Annotated in this window: 20 protein-coding genes, 8 tRNA genes and 1 other annotated feature; of the genes, 23 read left to right on the plus strand and 5 right to left on the minus strand. The window is 38.4% G+C overall.

Annotation, left to right across the window (positions count from 1 at the left end; genetic code table 11):
* Positions 1–141: 141 nt before the first annotated feature.
* The 12 genes from csrA (at position 142) to B6258_RS10155 (ending at position 5,201) form a co-directional block, all read left to right on the plus strand.
* On the plus strand, positions 142–330 hold the full coding sequence (csrA, locus tag B6258_RS10100) for a carbon storage regulator CsrA (RefSeq protein WP_004244778.1): 189 nt from the start codon (positions 142–144) through the stop codon (positions 328–330).
* A gap of 465 nt (positions 331–795) precedes the next feature.
* Positions 796–888: transfer RNA gene (locus B6258_RS10105), tRNA-Ser, on the plus strand.
* A gap of 9 nt (positions 889–897) precedes the next feature.
* Positions 898–974: transfer RNA gene (locus tag B6258_RS10110), tRNA-Arg, on the plus strand.
* 89 nt (positions 975–1,063) lie between these two features.
* Positions 1,064–1,140, plus strand: a tRNA-Arg gene (locus B6258_RS10115).
* An 89-nt stretch (positions 1,141–1,229) separates the two neighbouring features.
* A tRNA-Arg gene (locus B6258_RS10120) sits at positions 1,230–1,306 on the plus strand.
* A gap of 55 nt (positions 1,307–1,361) precedes the next feature.
* A tRNA-Arg gene (locus B6258_RS10125) sits at positions 1,362–1,438 on the plus strand.
* 51 nt (positions 1,439–1,489) lie between these two features.
* A tRNA-Arg gene (locus B6258_RS10130) sits at positions 1,490–1,566 on the plus strand.
* Positions 1,567–1,617: 51 nt separating this feature from the next.
* Positions 1,618–1,694: transfer RNA gene (locus B6258_RS10135), tRNA-Arg, on the plus strand.
* A gap of 51 nt (positions 1,695–1,745) precedes the next feature.
* A tRNA-Arg gene (locus B6258_RS10140) sits at positions 1,746–1,822 on the plus strand.
* Between the two features lie 184 nt (positions 1,823–2,006).
* Positions 2,007–3,587, plus strand: a complete 1,581-nt coding sequence (gene gshA / locus B6258_RS10145) for a glutamate--cysteine ligase (RefSeq protein WP_099075161.1) — start codon at positions 2,007–2,009, stop codon at positions 3,585–3,587.
* A gap of 162 nt (positions 3,588–3,749) precedes the next feature.
* Positions 3,750–4,265, plus strand: a complete 516-nt coding sequence (gene luxS / locus B6258_RS10150; protein ID WP_099075162.1) for an S-ribosylhomocysteine lyase — start codon at positions 3,750–3,752, stop codon at positions 4,263–4,265.
* A gap of 186 nt (positions 4,266–4,451) precedes the next feature.
* A complete protein-coding gene (locus B6258_RS10155; protein ID WP_099075163.1) occupies positions 4,452–5,201 on the plus strand; it encodes a hypothetical protein in 750 nt (249 codons plus the stop codon).
* Between the two features lie 43 nt (positions 5,202–5,244).
* On the opposite strand, the gene B6258_RS10160 is transcribed toward B6258_RS10155, so the two are convergent.
* Entirely contained in the window at positions 5,245–6,522 is a 1,278-nt protein-coding gene (locus tag B6258_RS10160; RefSeq protein ID WP_099075164.1) for an HlyC/CorC family transporter, read from the minus strand.
* A 34-nt stretch (positions 6,523–6,556) separates the two neighbouring features.
* Positions 6,557–7,357, minus strand: a complete 801-nt coding sequence (locus tag B6258_RS10165) for a cytochrome C assembly family protein (RefSeq protein ID WP_099075165.1) — start codon at positions 7,355–7,357, stop codon at positions 6,557–6,559.
* Positions 7,358–7,530: 173 nt separating this feature from the next.
* Here B6258_RS10165 and ffh point away from each other — a divergent pair, with 173 nt between their 5' ends.
* The 8 genes from ffh (at position 7,531) to B6258_RS10205 (ending at position 15,900) form a co-directional block, all read left to right on the plus strand.
* On the plus strand, positions 7,531–8,892 hold the full coding sequence (gene ffh, locus B6258_RS10170; RefSeq protein ID WP_023580979.1) for a signal recognition particle protein: 1,362 nt from the start codon (positions 7,531–7,533) through the stop codon (positions 8,890–8,892).
* A gap of 137 nt (positions 8,893–9,029) precedes the next feature.
* Positions 9,030–9,278: a 30S ribosomal protein S16 gene (gene rpsP, locus B6258_RS10175; RefSeq protein WP_004244772.1), complete on the plus strand. Its 249-nt coding sequence runs from the start codon at positions 9,030–9,032 to the stop codon at positions 9,276–9,278.
* Positions 9,279–9,296: 18 nt separating this feature from the next.
* Positions 9,297–9,842: a ribosome maturation factor RimM gene (gene rimM / locus B6258_RS10180; protein ID WP_099075166.1), complete on the plus strand. Its 546-nt coding sequence runs from the start codon at positions 9,297–9,299 to the stop codon at positions 9,840–9,842.
* 38 nt (positions 9,843–9,880) lie between these two features.
* Positions 9,881–10,633, plus strand: a complete 753-nt coding sequence (gene trmD / locus B6258_RS10185; protein WP_006534750.1) for a tRNA (guanosine(37)-N1)-methyltransferase TrmD — start codon at positions 9,881–9,883, stop codon at positions 10,631–10,633.
* A gap of 52 nt (positions 10,634–10,685) precedes the next feature.
* A complete protein-coding gene (gene rplS / locus B6258_RS10190) occupies positions 10,686–11,039 on the plus strand; it encodes a 50S ribosomal protein L19 (RefSeq protein ID WP_023580978.1) in 354 nt (117 codons plus the stop codon).
* A 406-nt stretch (positions 11,040–11,445) separates the two neighbouring features.
* On the plus strand, positions 11,446–12,540 hold the full coding sequence (locus B6258_RS10195; protein WP_099075167.1) for a 3-deoxy-7-phosphoheptulonate synthase: 1,095 nt from the start codon (positions 11,446–11,448) through the stop codon (positions 12,538–12,540).
* Between the two features lie 27 nt (positions 12,541–12,567).
* The gene (tyrA, locus tag B6258_RS10200) at positions 12,568–13,692 is read left to right on the plus strand and encodes a bifunctional chorismate mutase/prephenate dehydrogenase (protein ID WP_099075168.1); all 1,125 of its coding nucleotides are present in this window, start codon (positions 12,568–12,570) and stop codon (positions 13,690–13,692) included.
* An 867-nt stretch (positions 13,693–14,559) separates the two neighbouring features.
* Positions 14,560–15,900 carry an anaerobic C4-dicarboxylate transporter gene (locus B6258_RS10205; RefSeq protein ID WP_023580975.1) on the plus strand — a complete coding sequence of 447 codons (1,341 nt, stop codon included), beginning with the start codon at positions 14,560–14,562 and terminating at the stop codon, positions 15,898–15,900.
* 73 nt (positions 15,901–15,973) lie between these two features.
* Here B6258_RS10205 and pheA read toward each other — a convergent pair whose 3' ends face one another.
* From pheA to bamD, 3 genes are all read right to left on the minus strand, one after another.
* Positions 15,974–17,131 carry a bifunctional chorismate mutase/prephenate dehydratase gene (pheA, locus tag B6258_RS10210; RefSeq protein WP_099075169.1) on the minus strand — a complete coding sequence of 386 codons (1,158 nt, stop codon included), beginning with the start codon at positions 17,129–17,131 and terminating at the stop codon, positions 15,974–15,976.
* 35 nt (positions 17,132–17,166) lie between these two features.
* Positions 17,167–17,283: a sequence feature (Phe leader region), on the minus strand.
* A 154-nt stretch (positions 17,284–17,437) separates the two neighbouring features.
* Positions 17,438–17,773, minus strand: coding sequence for a ribosome-associated translation inhibitor RaiA (raiA, locus tag B6258_RS10215; protein ID WP_075672427.1), 336 nt, complete (start codon positions 17,771–17,773; stop codon positions 17,438–17,440).
* A 270-nt stretch (positions 17,774–18,043) separates the two neighbouring features.
* Entirely contained in the window at positions 18,044–18,778 is a 735-nt protein-coding gene (gene bamD / locus B6258_RS10220) for an outer membrane protein assembly factor BamD (protein ID WP_099075170.1), read from the minus strand.
* A gap of 135 nt (positions 18,779–18,913) precedes the next feature.
* Between bamD and rluD the strand changes: the two genes are divergently transcribed.
* From rluD to clpB, 3 genes are all read left to right on the plus strand, one after another.
* Entirely contained in the window at positions 18,914–19,891 is a 978-nt protein-coding gene (gene rluD / locus B6258_RS10225) for a 23S rRNA pseudouridine(1911/1915/1917) synthase RluD (protein WP_075672439.1), read from the plus strand.
* A complete protein-coding gene (gene yfiH / locus B6258_RS10230) occupies positions 19,892–20,623 on the plus strand; it encodes a purine nucleoside phosphorylase YfiH (protein WP_099075171.1) in 732 nt (243 codons plus the stop codon).
* A 146-nt stretch (positions 20,624–20,769) separates the two neighbouring features.
* Positions 20,770–23,343: an ATP-dependent chaperone ClpB gene (gene clpB, locus B6258_RS10235; protein WP_099075172.1), complete on the plus strand. Its 2,574-nt coding sequence runs from the start codon at positions 20,770–20,772 to the stop codon at positions 23,341–23,343.
* The last annotated feature ends 347 nt before the right edge of the window (positions 23,344–23,690 follow it).

Consider the following 23,690-nt stretch of genomic DNA (forward strand, 5'->3'; position numbering starts at 1 on the left):
AATCAATCACTAAATTTATATTTTGTTATGAAGTATGAGTTACTTGTGATAAATAATGATTATACGAATTGACAATGTATGATGGATAATGGCCGGGAAATTCTAGAGACCCGACTCTTGTAAATTTTCAAGGAGCAAAGAATGCTTATTCTAACTCGTCGAGTTGGTGAAACGCTTATGATAGGCGATGATGTGACCGTAACCGTTTTAGGGGTTAAAGGTAATCAGGTACGGATTGGCGTAAACGCACCCAAAGAAGTATCTGTCCATCGTGAAGAGATCTATCAACGAATTCAGGCCGAGAAAACTCAGCCTACTGATAACTACTAAATCAATTCCCATTTTTAGTTAGTCACAATTCATTCGTAAGCGTCCACACTTTTGCCGGGTTTGGGCGCTTTTCTCTTTATAAGACTTTTGATTCCTTTCTTTGTTCCTATCTTTGCTCTCCTTGAGCTGTATTTATTATTGCACTATCCGTTTATTCTGATTGACAGAATTGAAAGTCTTTTTACCTCTAATCATTCGCTTCACAATTATTTGATGTACGAATAAATTTATTTGCTAAGAGAATAAAATACTTGAATGATTTTTCATCAGCGATATCATTGTGTTTAGGACTTTTTTAGCCAATCTTGATGATAAACGCATCAGTTTGTTTGTGAAGTGTTCAAACAAACGTATATTCGTAAAAAGTTGAGAAAAATCGTTTGACTTCTTAGGCTGAGAAAGTAATATGTGCGCCACACAGAGACGAGATGTTCAGTAAGAACTTCTTCGAGTGGTTCTAAATATGGTGAGATGGCCGAGAGGCTGAAGGCGCTCCCCTGCTAAGGGAGTATGCGGTCAAAAGCTGCATCGAGGGTTCGAATCCCTCTCTCACCGCCATTTAGATTTGCATCCTTAGCTCAGCTGGATAGAGTACTCGGCTACGAACCGAGCGGTCGGAGGTTCGAATCCTCCAGGATGCACCATATTTCAACCCCATGATTAATGTATGGGGTTTTTATTTTGGTGCAAATGGTGAATAATTTGCATTAAAAGCGTAAAGTATTAAAACGGCGCATCCTTAGCTCAGCTGGATAGAGTACTCGGCTACGAACCGAGCGGTCGGAGGTTCGAATCCTCCAGGATGCACCATATTTCAACCCCATGATTAATGTATGGGGTTTTTATTTTGGTGCAAATGGTGAATAATTTGCATTAAAAGCGTAAAGTATTAAAACGGCGCATCCTTAGCTCAGCTGGATAGAGTACTCGGCTACGAACCGAGCGGTCGGAGGTTCGAATCCTCCAGGATGCACCATCTCATTACTCAGATTGCCAATTGCAATATGAGCAGCTAGAAAAGTAACTACGATGCATCCTTAGCTCAGCTGGATAGAGTACTCGGCTACGAACCGAGCGGTCGGAGGTTCGAATCCTCCAGGATGCACCATCTTTTATTAGATGCTTTAGTTAAATTATTTCTAGCCAAAACGTCAGACCTGCATCCTTAGCTCAGCTGGATAGAGTACTCGGCTACGAACCGAGCGGTCGGAGGTTCGAATCCTCCAGGATGCACCATCTTTTATTAGATGCTTTAGTTAAATTATTTCTAGCCAAAACGTCAGACCTGCATCCTTAGCTCAGCTGGATAGAGTACTCGGCTACGAACCGAGCGGTCGGAGGTTCGAATCCTCCAGGATGCACCATCTTTTATTAGATGCTTTAGTTAAATTATTTCTAGCCAAAACGTCAGACCTGCATCCTTAGCTCAGCTGGATAGAGTACTCGGCTACGAACCGAGCGGTCGGAGGTTCGAATCCTCCAGGATGCACCATCTTTAAAGCCTCGCAATAGCGGGGCTTTTTGCTTTCTACCATTCTATTATTTCTCATAATATAACGTCTTTGTTTCGCACCAACTAACAATGCTAACATCATCTAATCAGCGACAATTTAGTGACTTTGCGATAAAGTAACTCCTATCTATTTACTAACATCAATCAACACGGGAGGTCACCTTTGATCCCGGACGTATCAAAAGCGCTTTCTTGGTTGGAAGCACACCCTAAAGTTTTATGTGGCATCCACCGTGGTATAGAGCGTGAAACTTTAAGAGTCACGCCAGAAGGCAATTTAGCATCAACAGAACATCCTATTTCATTAGGTAAATCATTAACTCATAAATGGATCACAACAGATTTTGCAGAGTCTTTATTAGAGTTTATTACACCTGTTGATGACAACATTGCACATACCTTGCATTTTTTAGGTGATTTACATCGCTATACAGCACGTCACTTAGATAATGAACGTATGTGGCCTATGAGTATGCCTTGCTTTATTGAAGCAGAAGATAAGATTACGCTGGCTCAATTTGGTTCATCTAATGTAGGGCGTTTTAAGACCCTCTACCGAGAAGGGCTTAAAAATCGTTATGGCGCACTAATGCAAACTATTTCAGGTGTGCATTACAACTTCTCACTGCCTATCGAATTTTGGCAAGCATGGGCAAATGTAAAAGATGAAGAGAGTGGGAAAGAGGCGATTTCAGACGGTTACTTACGTCTTATTCGTAACTACTATCGCTTTGGTTGGATCATTCCATTCTTCTTTGGCGCATCACCGGCAATTTGTGGATCTTTCTTAAAAGGAAGAGAAACAAATCTACCCTTTGAAAGCACGCCTAAAGGGGCGAAGTATTTACCTTATGCAACTTCATTACGTTTAAGTGATTTAGGGTATACCAATAAATCTCAAAGCGATTTAGATATTACCTTTAATCATCTTGAAACGTATGTCAAAGGACTGAAAAAAGCGATTCATAAGCCTTCTGAAGAGTTTGCTAAATTAGGTGTTAAGAAAGACGGTGAGTATATTCAGTTAAACACCAATGTGTTGCAGATTGAAAATGAACTCTACGCACCTATTCGTCCTAAACGTGTGGTTAAGGGAGATGAATCACCTTCTGATGCGTTATTACGTGGCGGTATTGAATATATCGAAGTTCGTTCACTTGATATCAATCCATTTACGCCAATTGGTGTTGACGAAACTCAAATTCGCTTCCTTGACTTATTCCTGATCTGGTGTGTATTAGCTGATGCTCCAGAAATGAGTGCCTCTGAATTAGCGTGCTGCCGTTCAAATTGGAATAACGTTATTCTCGAAGGGCGTAAGCCTGGTCAAGTTATTGGAATGGGTTGTGGTGAAAGAAAAGAGCCACTAGCGCAAGTAGGTAAAGCCTTATTTGCTGATTTAGAACGTGTTGCTAATGTTCTTGATTGCTGTTCAGGCACTAAATATATGGAAGTTTGCGTTAAGTTAGAAGAAATGTTCGATAATCCTGAATTAACCTTCTCTGGCAGACTGTTAGACAAAATTAAAACGCAAGGCATTGGTGGTTTAGGCTTATCTTTAGCTGAAGAATATTACCAAGAATTAATTAAAACACCTTATGAAACGTTAACCGATGAAGCTTTTGATCATGAGAGAATTTCATCCATAAAACGTCAAGAAGAGCTAGAAAAGAGTGATACCATTTCTTTTGATGAGTATTTGAAGATCCATGCGGGGACAAACACCGATAACGTGGCTTCCTAAACTTAGATAGAAAAAAGCCACACTAAGATTTGTGTGGCTAAAAAATTCTATAGAGAAATAGGGATGATAACAATTTGCGCGTATTCATTACTAAGACTGGGTTACTTGCAGAAAGTTTCATTTTTTCTTAAAAATATTTAAATTTTTCTTAGGAGGTTTTTTATGCCTTTATTGGATAGCTTTACTGTTGACCATACACGTATGTCAGCACCTGCTGTACGCGTTGCTAAGACAATGAAAACGCCATCAGGTGATACCATCACGGTATTTGACTTACGTTTTACTGTGCCAAATAAAAAAGCCATGCCTGAGAAAGGAATTCATACTCTAGAGCATCTGTTCGCTGGATTTATGCGTAACCATCTTAATGGTCATGGTGTTGAGATAATTGATATTTCCCCAATGGGATGCCGTACAGGCTTCTACATGAGCTTAATTGGGCAACCAGAGGAGCAACGTGTCGCTAATGCATGGAAAGCGGCAATGGAAGATGTTTTGAAAGTAAAAGATCAAAACCATATCCCAGAACTGAATGTGTACCAATGTGGTACCTATGAAATGCATTCACTGACAGAAGCTCAAGATATTGCACGAGATATTTTATCTCATAGCATTGGTATTAATCATAACGATGAATTAGCACTGCCTGAAGAAACTTTAAAAGAGCTACATGTCTAAGTTATAGCTAATTTATAACATTAGGGGATAATAGATCAGGAAATTCGCATCCTGATTTATTGTCTCTTTTTAATTTCTCTATTATTTTTCTTTTCTCTACTCCATTGTTTTATTTTCTTATCTTCTTATATTGTTAGCACAGTAATGGATTAAATTTATGCTTAATACACGGAGTACACTTTCGTTATGGAAAATCGCAAATTCTCATCACCTAAATTAGTATTAGATTTTTTTGTTCGAGAATTTTATTTTGTAGGCAAAGGCACATTATGTACTCAATTTCCTAAAGATGCCTTTTTTTATCAAGGACGTTCTAAAGCACTTGAATATCGTTATTTAGAACGAGTTCACAAAAAGTATGTTAAACGCACTCAGTGCGAACCAGAGCTTATTATCAAGCCTGATTCGTTATTGCTGTCATCTGAGCTCAATCCTGAATTATTTGCCAAAATCACTAAACCACAAACAAACACCATAATGAAAATAAGTGGTGATTATCTTTATAAAGAAAAAAAAGAAGATCAATATTGCTGGTATTTTCAACAAGATGAAATTAAAACAAACAGTTATAGCGGTGAAAATTCACAATTAAAATATGAAAATATTCGTAGCTTAGCACCTCATCATTTTAATATTGAAGCGATAAACGATGAGGGGGCGCTTATTACTAATTTTCCACGCAAGTCCCTTTCTCTTACTTTGAATAAAGGAGAAACAGCGTGTTTTATTTGTCGGCGTGAAGAGTATGGTGTTGATTATTCTTATCAACCTGCATTAAACTTAGTTATGTGGGTCAAGAATCATGGTTTCTATTCTGATTATCAACAATTAAAACCTGCAAAACTAATACAAGAGCAAGAGATAGAACCTTTCTATATGAAACCTGCCAGAGAGTTTGATTTTCGTAATAGCAAATTACGATTTGAGCTAGGATAAACAGCAAAAAATAAAGCGCCTTAGAAGGCGCTTTATTTTGTATTTACGAATGATGTGGGATTGAAAGGTGGCGAATTAACGCCTTTTTGATGACGTTATCCTGAACGTCAAGTATTTCAAATTCGTAGTCACTCACTTTTATTTTATGGCCTACAACAGGTAAATCACCCAACTCTTCAATAATAACGCCGTTGATTGTTCGAGCTTCATCTTCAGGTAAATGCCAACCAAAAGCTTTATTGATATCTCGAATATTTGTTGTGCCATCAACTAATAATGAACCGTCTTTTTGAGGAATAACTTCTTCAGCTAAAGATGGGGACATCGAGGTAGTAAAGTCACCCACAATCTCTTCAAGAATATCTTCAACAGTCACTAAACCTTGAATTTCGCCATATTCATCAACCACAACACCCGCTTTTTCATTATTACGTTGGAAGTTGACGAGTTGTAGATTTAATGGCGTGCTTTCTGGAATAAAGTAGATTTTATCGGCAGCCTTCATCAGAATTTGTTTGGTAAATTCTTTTTTCTCGGTCATTAGGCGATAAGCTTCTCGCACTCGCAACATACCAATCGCGTCGTCAAGAGTATCACGATAAAGCACAATTCGACCGTGAGGAGAATGGGTTAATTGTCTTACAATAGATTTCCATTCGTCATTGACATCGATACCAAAAATCTCATTTCTTGGCACCATGATATCGCCAATCGTCACTTTTTCTAAATCTAAAATCGACAGCAACATATTTTGATTTCTTTGCGAAAGCTTTGATTTAGATTCATTGACGATAGTTCTTAATTCTTCTTTTGAGACTGCATTTCCCTGTATTACTGGGGATTTGATACCAAAAATGCGCATGAGTATTAATGTGATTTTATTAAAAAACCAAACAATAGGCAGCATCAGTTTTTGCAAAGGAGAGAGAATAATACTACTTGGATAAGCAACGCGCTCTGGATAAAGTGCCGCGATTGATTTTGGAAGTACTTCAGCAAATATAAGGATAATAAAGGTCAGCACACCTGTGGCTATTGCGACACCTGCATCACCATATAAACGCATACCCACAATAGTCGCTAGCGCAGAGGCAACAATATTAATCAAATTATTGCCAATCAATACTAAACTAATCAATCTGTCAGGACGTTGTAATAATTTTTCAACACGTTTTGCAGAGCGATTCCCTTGTTTCGCAGCATGACGAAGACGATAGCGATTAATCGTCATCATACTGGTTTCAGTCCCAGAAAAATAAGCTGAGGCAATAATCATACATACAAGTATGATAATGAGCGTAGTTGTCGACACATGCTCCAAAATTGAGATCCTTTTGCTATCCTAAAATAGAAAATTAATTAATCACTAACTCTTGTAATAAACGATTACCAAAAAAAGCTAATGTCAAAATAATAGCGCCAATCAAATTAAAAATAATGACTTTCTTTCCTCTCCATCCTTCTCGGAAATGTCCCCATAATAAAATGATGTAAACAAACCAAGCAATGATAGAGAAAATAGATTTATGAATATTCTCTTTACCAAATATATTATCCATATACACCAAGCCTGTACATAAGGTCAGTGTCAGTAATACCACACCTACTTGTGTGATATGGAACATTTTACGCTCAATTGACATTAATGGTGGCATTTGAGGTGAGAATTTTAGTTTCTTATTTTTTAGTTGATAGTCGAGCCAACTAAGTTGTAATGCATATAAAGCGGCGATTAACAGTGTGGCATAGCTTAATAAAGCCAGCCCAATATGAATAAAGAGTGATGTGCTACTTTCAAGATGTGTAACAAATTCCCCTGGCATCAGTGCTGCAATAATAAGATTGACTATTGCAAAACAATAAACAATAGGCAGTAAGAACCATGCACGGCCACGAGAAGCCACAATCGTCATGATAACGCAGACCATCAGGCTGACAATCGCACCTAGATTGGTGAGTGAAAGATTCTGTCCGCTGTGGGGACGGAAAACTAAAAATTTTAATGAAATGGCATGTGCAACAAGTGCAATTACCGCAAATAGTAGAGCTAATCCGCGGTATCCATTCTGCTCTTTTCGTAACAGACCGGGCAAAAACAGCACCAGACTGAGTAAATAAGCGCAGACAGCGACGATAGAGATTGATATAACGGGCATAGTTTCGCTTACATATATTGTTTGAATAACTTCCTAGTATAGCGCTAGGAGCATACGGCTCCAACTATTGAAGTCATTAAGCTTAAATCTCTATGCAGAGATCCGCGAGTCATCGTGATATAATCGATGGCATACATGACCGATAAGCCCAACTTTAACACTGAGCTAAGATAATGTTTGAGAATTTAAGTGACAGACTATCGCGCACATTGCGCAATATAAGCGGTCGAGGAAGACTGACCGAAGAAAACATTAAAGAGACACTGCGTGAAGTGCGCATGGCTTTATTAGAAGCTGACGTTGCCTTACCTGTGGTTCGTGATTTTATTGCGCGCGTCAAAGAGAGCGCAGTAGGGCATGAAGTTAACAAAAGCCTGACACCGGGTCAGGAGTTTGTGAAAATAGTTCAAAATGAACTCGTCAATGCGATGGGTGAAGTGAATACTGACCTTGATCTATCAGCACAACCGCCAGCTGTTGTGTTAATGGCAGGTTTACAAGGTGCCGGTAAAACAACCAGTGTCGCAAAACTAGGTAAATTCTTAAAAGAGAAAAAGAAGAAAAAAGTTCTTGTTGTTTCTGCTGACGTTTATCGCCCAGCAGCGATTAAACAGCTTGAAACGTTAGCCGAAACGGTTGGCATTGATTTCTTCCCTTCAACGGTTCAAGAAAATCCAGTCACAATTGCAAGTAATGCATTAAAACATGCGCAACTTCAATTCTATGATGTATTGCTGGTGGATACGGCAGGTCGTTTACACGTAGATGAAGGCATGATGGAAGAGATCCAACTTCTCCATAAAGCCATTAATCCAGTTGAAACCCTGTTTGTTGTTGACGCCATGACGGGTCAAGATGCGGCAAATACAGCAAAAGCATTTAATGAAGCATTACCATTAACAGGGGTTGTATTAACCAAAGTTGATGGTGATGCGCGTGGTGGTGCGGCATTATCAATTCGCCATATCACTGGTAAGCCAATTAAATTCCTCGGTGTTGGGGAAAAAACAGAAGCTTTAGAACCTTTCCACCCAGATCGTATTGCCTCTCGCATTTTAGGCATGGGTGATGTTCTGTCTTTAATTGAAGACATTGAAAGCAAAGTTGATAGAGCACAAGCTGAAAAGCTAGCAACAAAACTTAAAAAAGGTGATGGCTTTGATCTAAATGATTTCTTAGATCAATTAAAGCAGATGAAGAACATGGGCGGCATGGCGAGTATGTTAAGCAAAATGCCGGGTATGTCTCAGGTGCCAGATGCAGTAAAATCACAAATGGATGATTCAATTTTAGTGAAAATGGAAGCGATTATTAATTCCATGACTAAAAAAGAACGTCAAAAACCGGAAATCATTAAAGGTTCCAGAAAACGCCGTATTGCAGCGGGCTCTGGAACACAAGTGCAAGACGTCAACCGTTTATTAAAACAGTTTGATGACATGCAACGTATGATGAAAAAAATGAAAAAAGGTGGCATGGCTAAGATGATGCGTAGCATGAAAGGTATGATGCCACCTGGATTCCCAGGCCGATAAAATCAAAAAGCCTGAAAAAAAACGTGCTTTGGATTGCTTTTTTCGCCAAAGTGAGTAAACTTTTCGGGCTTTTTATATGACAACCGGACTCCGTTCCTCGATGGCGTCTGGTTGTTTTATTAACTAATGAGGATGTTATGGTAACAATTCGTTTAGCTCGTGGCGGCGCAAAAAAGCGTCCGTTTTACCAAGTAGTAGTAACCGATAGCCGCAATGCGCGTGATGGTCGTTTCATTGAACGTGTAGGTTTTTATAACCCACTGGCAACTGGTAATGCAGAAGAATTACGTTTAGACGTAGACCGTGTTGAACACTGGGTTGCTCAAGGCGCAACTGTTTCAGAACGTGTTGCTGGCCTGATCAAATCAGCGAAGAAAAGCGCTTAATCTGTCGCGGTGGTAACAATGAGCGAACAAAAAACCTTAAAAGAGCCTGTAGAACCTATTGTTATGGGTAAGTTGGGCTCACCTTACGGGATCCGTGGTTGGCTCAGAGTTTTTTCCTCCACCGAACACGCCGAAAACATTTTTGAATATCAACCGTGGTTTATTCAGCGTCATGGACAGTGGGAAACCATTGAAATTGAAAGTTGGAAACATCACAACCAAGATATTATTGTCAAGCTAAAAGGTATTGATGACAGAGATGCGGCCAATTTCCTGACTAATTTTGAAATTATCGTGAATGCTTCGCAACTTCCAGAACTTGAAGGTGAATATTACTGGAAAGATCTGATGGGTTGCCATGTAGAAACGGATAAAGGCTACGATCTCGGTGTCGTTACAGACATGATGGAAACGGGCTCAAATGATGTCATGGTGATTAAAGCGAATCTGAAAGATGCGTTCGGTATCGGGGAACGGTTAGTTCCGTTTCTTGATGGGCAGGTTATCAAGAAAGTCGATCTCTCAGCGAAAAAAATTATCGTTGATTGGGATCCTGGTTTTTAGATTATCCGGTTAACGGTTCTCAATAGTGGGACACAAAAATGTGGATTGGGGTAATTAGCCTATTTCCAGAAATGTTCCGCTCTATAACCGAGTACGGGGTGACTGGTCGGGCAGTGAAGCATGGTCTGCTCAATGTAGAATGTTGGAATCCCCGAGATTTTACATACGACAGACACAATACCGTTGATGATCGTCCTTATGGCGGTGGTCCCGGTATGTTGATGATGGTTCAACCTTTAAGGGAAGCCATTCATCAAGCAAAAGCTGCGGCAGGTGATGGAGCAAAGGTGATTTATTTATCACCTCAGGGACGCAAACTCGATCAACAAGGAGTTTGTGAACTGGCAACAAATGAGAAGTTAATTCTGGTTTGTGGTCGGTATGAAGGTATAGACGAGCGTGTCATTCAGACTGAAATCGATGAAGAGTGGTCTGTTGGTGATTACGTATTAAGTGGTGGGGAATTACCTGCCATGATAATGATAGATGCAGTAGCGCGCTTTGTACCGGGTGTTCTCGGACACGCAGCCTCTGCGAAAGAAGATTCTTTTGCTGAAGGTTTACTGGATCATCCTCACTATACCCGCCCAGAGGTTTTAGATGGTATGGAAGTTCCGGCAGTTTTACTGTCAGGCAACCATGCTCATATTAATCGCTGGCGCATGAAACAATCACTGGGTCGAACCTGGCTAAGAAGACCTGAGCTTCTGGAAAGCCTAGCTCTGACTGACGAGCAAAGAGTGCTGTTAACAGAGTTCCAGCGGGAACATCTGTCAGGAACAGCAGAGTAAGTCTGACACAAGATGTCATTAATATCAGTTTACCTAGGGTAAGAGAGTTATTATGAGCAATATTATTAAACAAATCGAACAAGAACAGATGAAGCAAGATGTTCCTTCATTCCGTCCTGGTGACACTTTAGAAGTTAAAGTATGGGTTGTTGAAGGTTCTAAAAAACGTCTGCAGGCATTCGAGGGCGTGGTTATCGCTATTCGTAACCGCGGTCTGCACTCTGCATTCACTGTTCGTAAAATTTCTAATGGCGAAGGTGTTGAGCGTGTATTCCAAACTCACTCTCCAGTCGTAGATAGCATCACTGTGAAACGTCGTGGTGCGGTTCGTCAAGCTAAACTGTACTACCTGCGTGAGCGTTCAGGTAAGGCTGCTCGTATCAAAGAGCGTCTTAACGCTAAATAATACGCTTTCGCACATCCGAAAGTTATTGTTAAAAGGTCAGCATTTGCTGACCTTTTTTATATTTCCTTATATTGAAAATATAGTTTGTTAGTTTTTTCTCTCTTTTACTTCTCTATTCCTATCTTATCTATTCTTCTTATCTCGAAATTCATTAAAAGATAAAATGTAAATATATTTTTACAGTATAACGTTTTTATTCAATCTCGATCACATTATTTTTGTGCTCTTTGTCTGATTTAACTGATTGTTATCTATTAATTATTTATAATAAAAACCCCTAATGTAAAGATTTAATTACAATGTTGTCAAAATTATTGGAAATATGGATTGATTTCTTTACATTGCATGTTATCTTATCTTTCAGACACACAAAATCACAATGACAGATATAAAAAAGGTAAATATTATGATCATGCAAAAAGACGCACTCAATAATGTGAATATCAGCGAAGAGCTGGTTTTAATTACTCCAGAAGAGTTAAAACAAAAATACCCATTGAGTCGCAATGATCTGCATGCCATTGCTCAGTCACGTCAAACAATTTCTGAAATTGTTCAACGTCGTGATCCTCGCTTACTCGTGGTATGTGGCCCTTGTTCCATTCATGATGTCGATGTTGCGTTAGATTACGCAAAACGCCTGAAAGTCTTAGCGTCTGAATTAAGTGATAGTCTGTACATTGTGATGCGTGTCTACTTTGAAAAACCTCGTACAACTGTTGGTTGGAAAGGTTTAATCAGCGATCCATTTATGGATGGTAGCTTTGAAATGGAAAAAGGGTTACATATTGCCCGTAAGCTACTGACTGAACTTGTGCAATTAGGTCTGCCACTGGCGACCGAAGCGTTAGATCCTAACAATCCACAATACTTAGGTGATTTATTTAGTTGGTCTGCAATTGGCGCCAGAACAACAGAATCTCAGACTCACCGTGAAATGGCATCAGGGCTTTCAATGCCAGTTGGATTTAAAAACGGAACAGATGGTAATTTAGATACTGCGATTAACGCGATGAAAGCGGCTTCTATGCCACACCGGTTTATGGGAATTAATCAATCAGGACAGGTTTGTTTGTTGCAGACACAAGGCAATCCTGATGGACATGTCATTTTACGTGGCGGTAAAACACCAAACTATCATGCAGAAGATGTTGCTCAATGTGAGGCTCAGATGGTAAAAGCAGGATTAAAACCATCATTAATGATTGACTGTAGCCATGGTAATTCTAATAAAGATTTCCGTCGTCAAACAGCGGTGGTTGATTCTGTCATTGAGCAAATAACTAAAGGCAATGAGTCTATCACGGGTATTATGTTAGAAAGCCATATTAATGAAGGTAATCAATCGTCAGAGCAATCTCGTAATGAAATGAAATACGGTGTTTCAGTAACAGATGCCTGTATTAGCTGGGAAACAACGGAGTCTGTATTAAGAAATTTACATGTTCAGCTTTCCCCGATTTTGGTTCAGCGTGAAGCGCAGTTAAAAAAAGTTAGTTAATCATAAAGAAAAAAGAGGCAAGCATAGATGGCTGAAGAATTACAAGGTTTGCGTGAGCAAATTGATCAGGTAGATAAATCACTGCTTTCTTTACTCGCAAAAAGAATGCAACTGGTAGCTGAAGTGGGCGAAGTTAAAAACCGTTATGGCTTACCGATTTATGCACCTGATAGAGAAGCCTCCATGCTTGCTTCTCGTCGTAATGATGCACAAATGATGGGGATTTCCCCTGATTTAATTGAAGATGTGTTACGCCGAGTAATGCGAGAATCCTATACTAAAGAGAATGACAAGGGATTTAAAACACTCAATCCTCAACTTGGTAAAATTGTTATTGTGGGAGGAAATGGGAAAATGGGTAAACTATTTTCTCGTTTGTTTACTCTCTCTGGTTATCAAGTTGAAAGCTTAGAAGCTAATGAATGGGAAACTAAGTCGCCGACTATTTTTGATAATGCAGGAATGGTGATTATCAGTGTACCTATTCATTTAACAGTTGAGGTTATTAAAAAACTGCCTGCTTTACCTGAAAACTGTTTACTTGTGGATCTTGCTTCTATTAAAAAAGCACCTTTAGAGGCGATGTTAAAAGCACATAATGGCCCTGTTTTAGGTCTTCATCCTATGTTTGGCCCAGATGTGCCAAGTTTAGCCAAACAGGTTGTGGCTTATTGTGAAGGTCGAGATCGTCCGGCATTTGAATGGTTGCTAGAACAATTGATGGTATGGGGCGCAAGAATAGAAGCCATAACGGCAGAAGAGCATGATAAAAATATGAGTTTTATCCAAGCGCTTCGACATTTTACAACTTTTGCTTATGGCCAACATTTGGCGAAAGAGAAAGTTGATCTCGCGAGTTTGCTTAGATTGTCATCTCCTATCTATCGCTTAGAATTGGCAATGATAGGGCGTCTATTTGCTCAGGATCCACAACTTTACGCGGATATTATTTTATCATCGAAAGAGAATATTGAATTAATTCGCCGATATCATCATTCATTAGGGCAAGCTATTGACCTATTAGATATAAATGCAAAGAATGAGTTCGTTCATTCATTTAATAACGTGAGTGATTGGTTTGGTGATTATGCTTCTCAATTTATGAAAGAGAGTGGTGTATTATTACAAAAAGCGAATGACAGCCGTATTTAGCTATATAGTATTTAGCTTTCTATAAAAAGTATAAAAAGCCGAACAGATGATTGTTCGGCTTTTATTTTGCTAATTATTTATTGTTTTTTAGTTTATTACCACTCATCATCACAAGGTGGCCAAACGCAACCATTAGGATCAGTCATGTTAGTCTTATTTTGTGAATACTCATTTATTGATAATTTACTTTGTATATTTTTATTATGAAATTGGGCACTTGCATAGCTAGAAAATAGAAATGAAAGTATTAAAATATATAATTTAATCATAAAAATTCCCTTTAAAATAATATGGTTATAAATTAATAGTCCTTAGGATCCGGACATGGGCTTACCGTACAGCGCTGTAAATGTGATTTATTACTCACAGAATAAGCGTAATAACCCTTCTCTGAATCAACGCTATCTGCATGGTTGCTAAAAAATAGACTTAAAATCAGCAAGATAAAAGAATTCATATTATTTTCCTATCTTTTTCAATTTTAATAATAAATAGAGTTCCCTACTTTTATTCAGAAGATAAGAGTAGGTAAACTTAAATATATATTTAAAAACAATAAGATAAATATTCATTTTTATTAATCTCCTGATGTTTTTTATATCCATTGTTATTCAATTGTTATTATTGAGTTTAATTAAATAACTATTAATGTTCGATATTGTCTTTTATTAAAAATAATTTGTTGAGGAGTTCTTAAAATTGAATGAAATAAAAATGGATTATTAAAACTATAACAATGATCAAAAAAATGAATATAACAGTTGTCGTAAATTACATTTTATAAACAATGTTTTTTGCAAGAAATGCTGGAAACTCGACTGTATTATTTTTTATTTATATTCCGACGTGTTTTTCAAGGGGTAATTTATGGATTTTTTAATACAACTCGCCATTATATTAGTGTGTCTATTTTATGGAGCTAGGAAGGGAGGAATTGCATTAGGTCTATTAGGTGGTGTAGGTCTGGTTATTTTAGTTTTTATTTTTAATCTCCCTCCGGGAAAACCACCTGTTGATGTAATGTTAGTTATTATTGCCGTTGTTTCTGCATCTGCAACATTGCAAGCATCTGGTGGATTAGATGTTATGTTGCAAATAGCAGAAAAATTATTACGTAAAAATCCAAAATATATTTCTATTGTTGCACCACTTGTAACTTGTACTCTTACAATATTATGTGGTACTGGGCACGTTGTTTATACCATATTGCCAATTATCTATGATGTGTCGATTAAAAATAATATTCGCCCTGAAAGACCCATGGCGGCAAGTACAATCGGCTCTCAAATGGGGATTATTGCCAGTCCGGTTTCCGTTGCCGTTGTTACATTAGTCGCAATGCTTGGCGATGTGACTTTTAATGGCAAACACCTTGAGTTTTTAGATTTATTAGCAATTACTATTCCTTCTACTTTTATTGGTATTTTAGCTATTGGCATCTTTAGTTGGTTTAGAGGAAAAGATTTAGATAAAGACCAACGCTTCCAAGAATTTGTTTCAGTTCCTGAAAACCATGATTATGTTTATGGTGATACAGCAACACTTCTAGATAAAAAGCTCCCTATGAAAAATTGGGTAGCAATGTGGATTTTCTTAGGTGCAATTGCTGTTGTTGCCATATTAGGTGCTTTCTCTGAAATACGTCCTGTATTTAATGGCAAACCATTATCTATGGTACTCGTTATTCAGATGTTTATGTTATTAGCTGGTGCATCAATTATTATTATCTGTAAAACCAACCCTTCTCTTATTTCTAAAAATGAAGTATTCCGTTCAGGGATGATAGCAATTGTTGCCGTATATGGTATTGCTTGGATGGCAGAGACAATGTTCTCTGCACATATGAAAGAAATAGAAGCAGCATTAGGGCAATTAGTACGAGAATACCCTTGGGCTTATGCGGTCGTCTTATTATTAGTATCTAAGTTTGTTAACTCCCAAGCGGCAGCTTTAGCAGCAATTGTTCCTTTAGCATTGGGTATTGGTGTTGATCCTGCTTATATTATTGCATCGGCACCAGCGTGTTATGGTTATTATATTTTACCAACTTATCCTAGTGACTTAGCGGCAATTCAATTTGACCGTTCTGGTACAACTCGAATAGGGCGTTTTGTTATTAACCACAGCTTTATTCTGCCAGGATTAATTGGTGTAACTGTTTCCTGTGTCTTCGGCTGGGTATTTGCTGCGATGTATGGTTTCTTATAATTAATTTTAAAATAAGAACAAAAAAGAAAAGCCAGATAGTGATATGCTATCTGGCTCTTCTCTTTGAGTGAGGTTATTTCACTTCGACAGGAACAACATTTTCTGATGGGTAACAGCCTAGTATTTTTAATGAACGAGTTGTTTGTGATAAATCGTGCAAGGCTTTTTGCATATTGATATCACGTAGATTTGCTTGAACATCAATATAAAACATCTCTTCCCAAGGTGTGCCATTAATAGGACGAGACTCAAGTTTTGTCATAATAATATCGTATTTTTTTAAAATCATTAATGCATCGACTAATGCACCTGCTTGTTGCCCAGTTGCCATTAAGAAGGTTGTTTTAGCGGGTACTTGCTCTGAAACATCAATGGCTTTTCGTGCAATAACAATAAAGCGTGTTACGTTTATTTGCTGGTTTGCTAAGTTATTCGCTAAAGGTTTTAAATCATAAAGAGAACCACCGGCTTCACTACCAATAGCTGCAACATGTGGTGATTGTGCTAGAGCTACTTTTTCCATTGCCGCGGCTGTACTTTCGCAATATTCAATTTTCCAGTTTGGATACTGATTTAAATAATGGCTGCATTGTTGGAAAGGTTGAGGATGACTATAAATAGTTTGCAATGCTTCTATACTGCTATCAACACTTGTTAAAAGCGCATGATTAATAGGGATGCGAATTTCTCCAACAATAGAGATTGATGTTGTTTGCAGTAAATCGTAAACATCATTAATTGCACCCGAACTGGTATTTTCAATTGGCAGTAAGCCGTAATCAGCTTGGCCTGTATCGACAAGCGTAAAAATGTCATCAAATTTCTGACAAGTGCAATCAACGAAGGTATCAAAATGGCGGGCTGCATATTGGCGAGCAGCAATATGTGAATAAGAGCCTTTAGGCCCTAAATAAGCAATTCTGGCTGATTCATTGGGAGTTGCATTAAGATGTTGTTGTAGAATAGCTTGTTGTGTTAATACAGAGTCTTCAATGATCATTTGAAAAATACGACTAATATAAAAACCATCTAGCCCAACGTTTTTTCCTTTCTCAACTAATAAATCAAGTAATTCACGCTCACGATTTTTATCTCTAATAGGGCGATGTGTATTCAATTTAAATTGAGCAACATCAGCAGATAATTGGCGTCTGTTTGCTAACAACGTTAGTAATTCTGAATCTAACGTTGTGATTTTATCTCTGATTGCTAATAAATCGAGTTTTTCCATGTTTAAGCCCTATACCGTTATGTCATGCCATCATAAATAAAAAAGCCTCCAATTTGGAGGCTATTGTCGTTCTTACTTTTCTTTCTGAAATGACAAAGCCTCTTAATGAAAGAGTAGAAAGAAAAAGAAGAAAGGCAAATATGAATGTTTGTTCATTATATTGATTGGTAAATTATTTAACCTATTGCTATCAAACATGATGATGTGAAAGGAGTCAAGAAAAATACAATAAAAAGCGCATCACGAGGATGCGCAGAGGCGTTTTGAGTCAGTGATTTATTCTAATTTTTAATCTTGCTTTACTATTTACATTTCATCGACAAGTAAATTCTCTTCTTTCAGGCTGTTATCAGCCCGACGAGATTCGTTTTTATGCTGAACTTTGTTTAATTGACGTTCAAGTTTTGCGAGTAAGTCATTAATTGCAACATACATATCGGCGTGTTGTGCATTAGCGACCAATTGCCCATTTGGTGTATGAATGCTGGCATCAACACTAAAACCCTTAGGATCTTTCGTAAGAATAATATGAGGATTGATTAAATTCACCTGCCATTTATTGAGTTTAGTTAGACGGCTTTCAATGTGTTCACGTAGTGCTGGGGTAATTTCCATTTGTTTGCTAGTAATATTTATAATCATATAGTTACCTCTTTATTACTCCGTCTTCGATAACTTCAGAATATCGTGATACACAATTTAAAACATGATCAAAATCACTTTTTGTTAGATGTATGTGTAACTAGTAATAGAAACGTGACAAATGATAAATAGCTGAAAAAGACCGCTTGTTAAGTTGCATTTATTCGGTCATATTAGAAAGGTTGGGCTGATGAAAAGTAAAGACAATTTAGCGAGAAAAGAATAAAAAAACAGCAGCGATAAGCTGCTGTTTTTGATGGTGATGTTTAGTTAGGCTGGATTGACTGCAATTAGTGAAGCTACTTTTTCTGCTTCTTGTGTCAGACCTAATTCTTTATAAGCGTTTTCCATATAGACAAGTGCATCACGAGTGGCTTGTGTATCAGGATAATCACGCATCATTTGCTCTACTCTATTAATAACCGCGACATAAGCCCCTCGTTTAGTATAGAATTTCGCAACAGAAAGCTCATACTTCGCTAAACGGTTTTTAAGAAAGACTAGGCGTTTGGTTGCATCAGCGGCATAAAGGCTGTCTGGATAGTAACGGACTAATTGACTAAAATCTTTAAATGCCACGATGGCATGTTGAGGGTCACGGTCTGAACGATCAATACCAAAGAATCCTTGTAATGCACTATCATCTAATGCTTGAGCTGTTAAGCCACGCATATAAAGAACATAGTCGATATTAGGATGGGTTGGGTTTAATCGCATAAAACGGTCGATTGCAGAAATCGCCATTGGTAGTTCCGCTGATTTATAATAAGCATAAATCAGATCGAGTTGAACTTGTTGCGAGTAAGGGCCAAAAGGATAGCGATTATCGAGAGACTCTAATTGTTTGATAGCCGCTCCATAATTGCCATCTAGCAATTTTTCCTGACTGGTTGAGTAAAGCTCAGAAGGCGACATATCGGCAGTAGCGTCTTTGTCTGAACTCGAACAGCCAGCAAGTAACAGGCTTACAGTGGCCGCTGCCACTAGGTATTTAATGCGTCTCATCACGTATTGATTATCCTCTGAATAGGTTTGGGGAGTCTCTCCGTGAAGCTCCCCTGAAATCGGTTACACTATAACTCATTTTAAATGAAACGGCTGTGCCGTCAAAACACTAACTTAATTAATAGAAAATTATTTATGTCTCAACAAATACGACTTAATGCTACAGTCGCAGATTCACAGCTGGGTCAACGCTTAGATCAGGCTTTGGCCGAAATGTTCCCTGATTATTCAAGATCTCGTATAAAAGAGTGGATCTTAGACAATAGAGTGCAGGTTAACGATAAAATCATCAATAAGCCAAAAGAAAAAATGCTTGGCGGTGAAAAAATTGAAGTCGATGCCTTAATTGAAGAAGAAGTTCGCTGGGAGCCTCAGAATATTCCGTTAAATATCGTCTATGAAGATGATGATATTTTAGTTATTAATAAGCCAAGAGATCTTGTTGTACATCCTGGCGCTGGTAACCCTGATGGCACCGTATTAAACGCATTACTTTATCGCTATCCAGAGATTGCTAATGTACCTCGTGCAGGGATTGTCCATCGATTGGATAAAGATACAACAGGTTTAATGGTTGTAGCAAAAACAGTGCCTGCTCAAACGCATTTAGTAGAAGCGTTACAACGCCGTGAAATCACACGTGAGTATGAGGCGGTTGCAACAGGAAGAATGACCGCGGGAGGATTAGTGAATGAACCTATTTCTCGTCATCCCACTAAACGTACACATATGGCTGTGCACCCAATGGGCAAACCAGCAGTAACACATTATCGTGTTATGGAGCATTTCCGTGCTCATACACGTTTGCGTTTACGTTTAGAAACGGGTCGTACTCACCAAATTCGTGTTCATATGGCACATATTCACCATGCTTTAATTGGTGATCAGCTTTATGCCGGAAGACCTCGACCTTTAAAAGGGGCTTCAGATGAATTACGTGAAACGTTACGTTTATTTGACAGACAAGCTCTACACGCAACGATGCTACGTCTTTATCATCCAATAACAGGTATTGAAATGGAATGGCATGCACCATTACCAGATGATATGGTTAAGCTTATCGATGTGCTAAAAGCTGACGTTGAACAGTTTAAAGATGAAATGGATTGGTAAATGACTTCATTGATTTTTCCAGATTGGCCACAACCTGAGAATATTGGGTCTTGCAGTACCTTGAGAGAGGGGGGGATTAGTCTACCACCTTATAACAGTCTTAATTTAGGTACTCATGTTGGTGATAAATTGTCTGATGTCGAAGAAAATAGACGTAGACTTTGTCAGCAAGCTCAATTGCCTGAGATGCCTCTATGGCTTGAACAAGTTCATGGCACTCATGTTGTTACGCTAAATACTGAGAAAAATAATGAAATACAAGGTGATGCCCTTTACACCTCTACCGTGAAAAAAGTTTGCGCGATTATGACAGCAGATTGTTTGCCTGTCCTTTTTACAACTGTTGATGGAACAGAAGTTGGCGCAGCTCATGGTGGATGGCGAGGGCTTTGCCATGGTGTATTACAAAATACACTTGCACAGTTTAAAGCACCTAAAGATCAAATTATGGCATGGTTAGGGCCAGCAATTGGGCCAACCGCTTTTGAGGTTGGTGCAGAAGTCCGTTTGGCGTTTATAGAAAAAAATATTGTCTTTGAGCCTGCATTTATTCCCCAAAATGGTAAATACTTAGCTAATATTTATATGTTAGCGAGAATAATCTTACAGGAAAGTGGAGTAACTCAGATTTATGGCGGTGATTTTTGCACTGTAACTGAACCATCGCGCTTCTTTTCTTATAGACGAGAGCATGTAACCGGGCGAATGGCATCATTAATCTGGATTAAATAAACTTCCTCTCAACGATTTTTCTCACTTATCTCAAATATTGATGAATATTTTTGCTCAAAATTTTTATTTTGAGCTTGAATATTGTCAAAATGACCTCATCTATTCTCCAGTTACGAATTTTACTTTAAATTTTACTTGGAGGTGTTATGCGTCTGGATAAATTAACCAATAAATTCCAGCAAGCTCTCGCAGACGCCCAGTCATTGGCACTTGGGAACGATAATCAATTTATAGAACCCATACATTTACTGAGTGCGTTATTTAATCAACAAGGTGGCTCAATTCGTCCTCTATTAACATCTGTAGGTGTTAATGCATCGCAATTTAATGAGCGAATAAATGATGCTTTGTCTCGATTACCTAAAGTCGAAGGTGCTGGTGGAGAGGTTCATCCCTCAAATGATTTAATTAAGCATCTTAATTTGTGCGATAAATTGGCACAGAAAAAAGGTGACGAATTTATTTCGTCAGAGCTCTTTCTTTTAGCGGCCATGGAAACCGGTGGTCAAGTTGCTGACATGCTAAAAGCAGCCGGAGCAAATAAAGCAAGTCTTGAGATGGCGATTGAAAAAATACGTGGTGGAGAAACAGTGAACGATCAAAATGCAGAAGACCAACGTCAGGCATTGAAAAAATATACTGTGGATTTAACGGAAAGAGCAGAACAAGGCAAACTCGATCCTGTTATTGGTCGTGATGAAGAAATAAGAAGAACCATTCAAGTTCTACAACGCCGTACTAAAAACAACCCTGTGCTTATTGGTGAACCAGGTGTAGGTAAAACGGCCATTGTTGAAGGTTTGGCTCAACGTATTGTTAATGGTGAAGTCCCTGAAGGTTTAAAGAATAAGCGTGTACTTTCTTTAGATATGGGCTCGTTATTAGCGGGTGCTAAATATCGTGGTGAATTTGAAGAACGTTTAAAAGCTGTTTTAAATGATTTATCTAAACAGGAAGGCAGTGTCATTCTGTTTATTGATGAATTACATACGATGGTTGGCGCAGGTAAAGCTGACGGAGCTATGGATGCGGGGAATATGTTAAAGCCTGCATTAGCTCGTGGTGAATTACACTGTGTTGGTGCAACAACACTTGACGAATATCGCCAGTATATTGAAAAAGATGCGGCATTAGAGCGTCGTTTCCAAAAAGTGTATGTAGCCGAGCCAACTGTAGAAGACACTATCGCTATTTTACGTGGTCTGAAAGAACGTTATGAACTTCATCATCATGTTCAAATTACAGATCCAGCGATTGTGGCGGCTGCGACTTTATCTCATCGTTATATATCTGACCGTATGTTGCCAGATAAAGCGATTGACTTAATTGATGAAGCAGGCGCAAGTCTACGTATGCAAATGGATTCAAAACCAGAAGCATTAGATAGACTCGATAGACGTATCATTCAGCTCAAACTTGAACAACAAGCACTGCAAAAAGAGTCTGATGATGCAAGTAAAAAGCGTTTAGAGATGCTCAACGAAGAACTTGCTGAAAAAGAGAAAGAGTATTCTGCTTTAGAAGAAGAGTGGAAAGCAGAAAAAGCAGAGCTTACGGGGACTCAACATATTAAATCTGAGTTAGAACAGGCTCGTATCGCATTAGAGCAAGCTCGCCGTAGTGGTGATTTGGCGAAAATGTCAGAGATCCAATATGGACAAATCCCGACATTAGAAAAACAGCTTGCTGAAGCTAATAAAGCTGAAGATAAGCATATGAAGCTGTTACGTAATAAAGTCACTGATGCTGAAATTGCTGAAATCTTAGCGCGTTGGACAGGTATTCCTGTATCTAGAATGCTAGAAGGGGAGCGTGAAAAACTGTTAAGAATGGAACAAGAACTACATAGACGTGTTATTGGTCAGGCTGAGGCTGTGAGTGCAGTATCTAATGCTATCCGTCGTAGCCGTGCTGGATTATCGGATCCTAATCGCCCTATTGGTTCATTTTTATTCTTAGGACCTACTGGTGTTGGTAAGACAGAGTTGTGTAAAGCATTAGCGAACTTCTTGTTTGACAGTGATGATGCAATGGTTCGTATCGATATGTCTGAATTTATGGAAAAACACTCCGTTTCTCGGTTAGTGGGTGCACCTCCAGGATATGTTGGTTACGAAGAAGGTGGATATTTAACAGAAGCCGTTCGCCGTCGCCCTTATTCCGTCATCTTATTGGATGAAGTTGAAAAAGCGCATCCAGACGTATTCAATATCTTATTACAAGTATTGGATGATGGTCGTTTAACGGATGGACAAGGTCGAACAGTCGATTTTCGTAATACCGTTGTGATTATGACATCGAACTTGGGATCTGATTTAATTCAAGAACGTTTCGGGACAATTGATTACCCTGAAATGAAAACGATTGTGATGGATGTTGTTGGTCATCATTTCAGACCAGAGTTTATCAACCGTATTGATGAAGTTGTGGTATTCCACCCATTAGGTAAAGAAAACATTGCAGCGATTGCACAAATTCAGTTGCGTCGTTTATACCAGCGTTTAGAAGAGCGTGGTTATCACGTTACTATCACTGGGGCTGCATTAGAGAAATTGAGTGAGGTAGGATTCGACCCAATTTATGGTGCTCGTCCATTGAAACGCGCTATCCAGCAAGAGGTTGAAAACCCATTAGCTCAAGATATCTTGTCTGGCAAATTATTACCGGGCAAAGAAATTATCTTAGATTTAGATGACAATAAGATAATTGCAAAACAGTAATAGAGCGTCTTCTCTATTTATTATGATAAATAAGAGATGCCGTGAAACTGAAAAAGAGGCTTATATAAGCCTCTTTTTTATAGTCTGCGTTTTAGTAGAGCAGAATGAAGATAATCTATCCATAGCGTTTTTTTATATTTGGAACTTTTTTAGGCAAGAGTTGTCTACTATTTGCACTAGAAAGGCTGTATTGATTATTAAGTGCGCTGTCGGAAGTTTTTTTTAAAATAATACTTGTCACATTCAGAAAACTCCCTATAATGCGCCCTCGTTGTCACGGCAAACCACGCTAAGTGAGTTAGCCGAGAGAACAAAGAAAAAAAGTGAAAAGCCTTGAAAATAAACGC

Origin of the sequence: Proteus alimentorum (assembly GCF_002607735.1) — a bacterium.
In the GTDB taxonomy this organism is placed as follows: domain Bacteria; phylum Pseudomonadota; class Gammaproteobacteria; order Enterobacterales; family Enterobacteriaceae; genus Proteus; species Proteus alimentorum.

Coding starts and splice junctions, on each gene's coding strand:
- csrA (WP_004244778.1), top strand. CDS start 142: ATGCTTATTCTAACTCGTCGAGTTGGTGAAACGCTTATGATAGGCGAT.
- luxS (WP_099075162.1), top strand. CDS start 3,750: ATGCCTTTATTGGATAGCTTTACTGTTGACCATACACGTATGTCAGCA.
- B6258_RS10155 (WP_099075163.1), top strand. CDS start 4,452: ATGGAAAATCGCAAATTCTCATCACCTAAATTAGTATTAGATTTTTTT.
- B6258_RS10165 (WP_099075165.1), bottom strand. CDS start 7,357: ATGCCCGTTATATCAATCTCTATCGTCGCTGTCTGCGCTTATTTACTC.
- ffh (WP_023580979.1), top strand. CDS start 7,531: ATGTTTGAGAATTTAAGTGACAGACTATCGCGCACATTGCGCAATATA.
- rpsP (WP_004244772.1), top strand. CDS start 9,030: ATGGTAACAATTCGTTTAGCTCGTGGCGGCGCAAAAAAGCGTCCGTTT.
- rimM (WP_099075166.1), top strand. CDS start 9,297: ATGAGCGAACAAAAAACCTTAAAAGAGCCTGTAGAACCTATTGTTATG.
- trmD (WP_006534750.1), top strand. CDS start 9,881: ATGTGGATTGGGGTAATTAGCCTATTTCCAGAAATGTTCCGCTCTATA.
- rplS (WP_023580978.1), top strand. CDS start 10,686: ATGAGCAATATTATTAAACAAATCGAACAAGAACAGATGAAGCAAGAT.
- B6258_RS10195 (WP_099075167.1), top strand. CDS start 11,446: ATGATCATGCAAAAAGACGCACTCAATAATGTGAATATCAGCGAAGAG.
- tyrA (WP_099075168.1), top strand. CDS start 12,568: ATGGCTGAAGAATTACAAGGTTTGCGTGAGCAAATTGATCAGGTAGAT.
- B6258_RS10205 (WP_023580975.1), top strand. CDS start 14,560: ATGGATTTTTTAATACAACTCGCCATTATATTAGTGTGTCTATTTTAT.
- pheA (WP_099075169.1), bottom strand. CDS start 17,131: ATGGAAAAACTCGATTTATTAGCAATCAGAGATAAAATCACAACGTTA.
- raiA (WP_075672427.1), bottom strand. CDS start 17,773: ATGATTATAAATATTACTAGCAAACAAATGGAAATTACCCCAGCACTA.
- bamD (WP_099075170.1), bottom strand. CDS start 18,778: ATGAGACGCATTAAATACCTAGTGGCAGCGGCCACTGTAAGCCTGTTA.
- rluD (WP_075672439.1), top strand. CDS start 18,914: ATGTCTCAACAAATACGACTTAATGCTACAGTCGCAGATTCACAGCTG.
- yfiH (WP_099075171.1), top strand. CDS start 19,892: ATGACTTCATTGATTTTTCCAGATTGGCCACAACCTGAGAATATTGGG.
- clpB (WP_099075172.1), top strand. CDS start 20,770: ATGCGTCTGGATAAATTAACCAATAAATTCCAGCAAGCTCTCGCAGAC.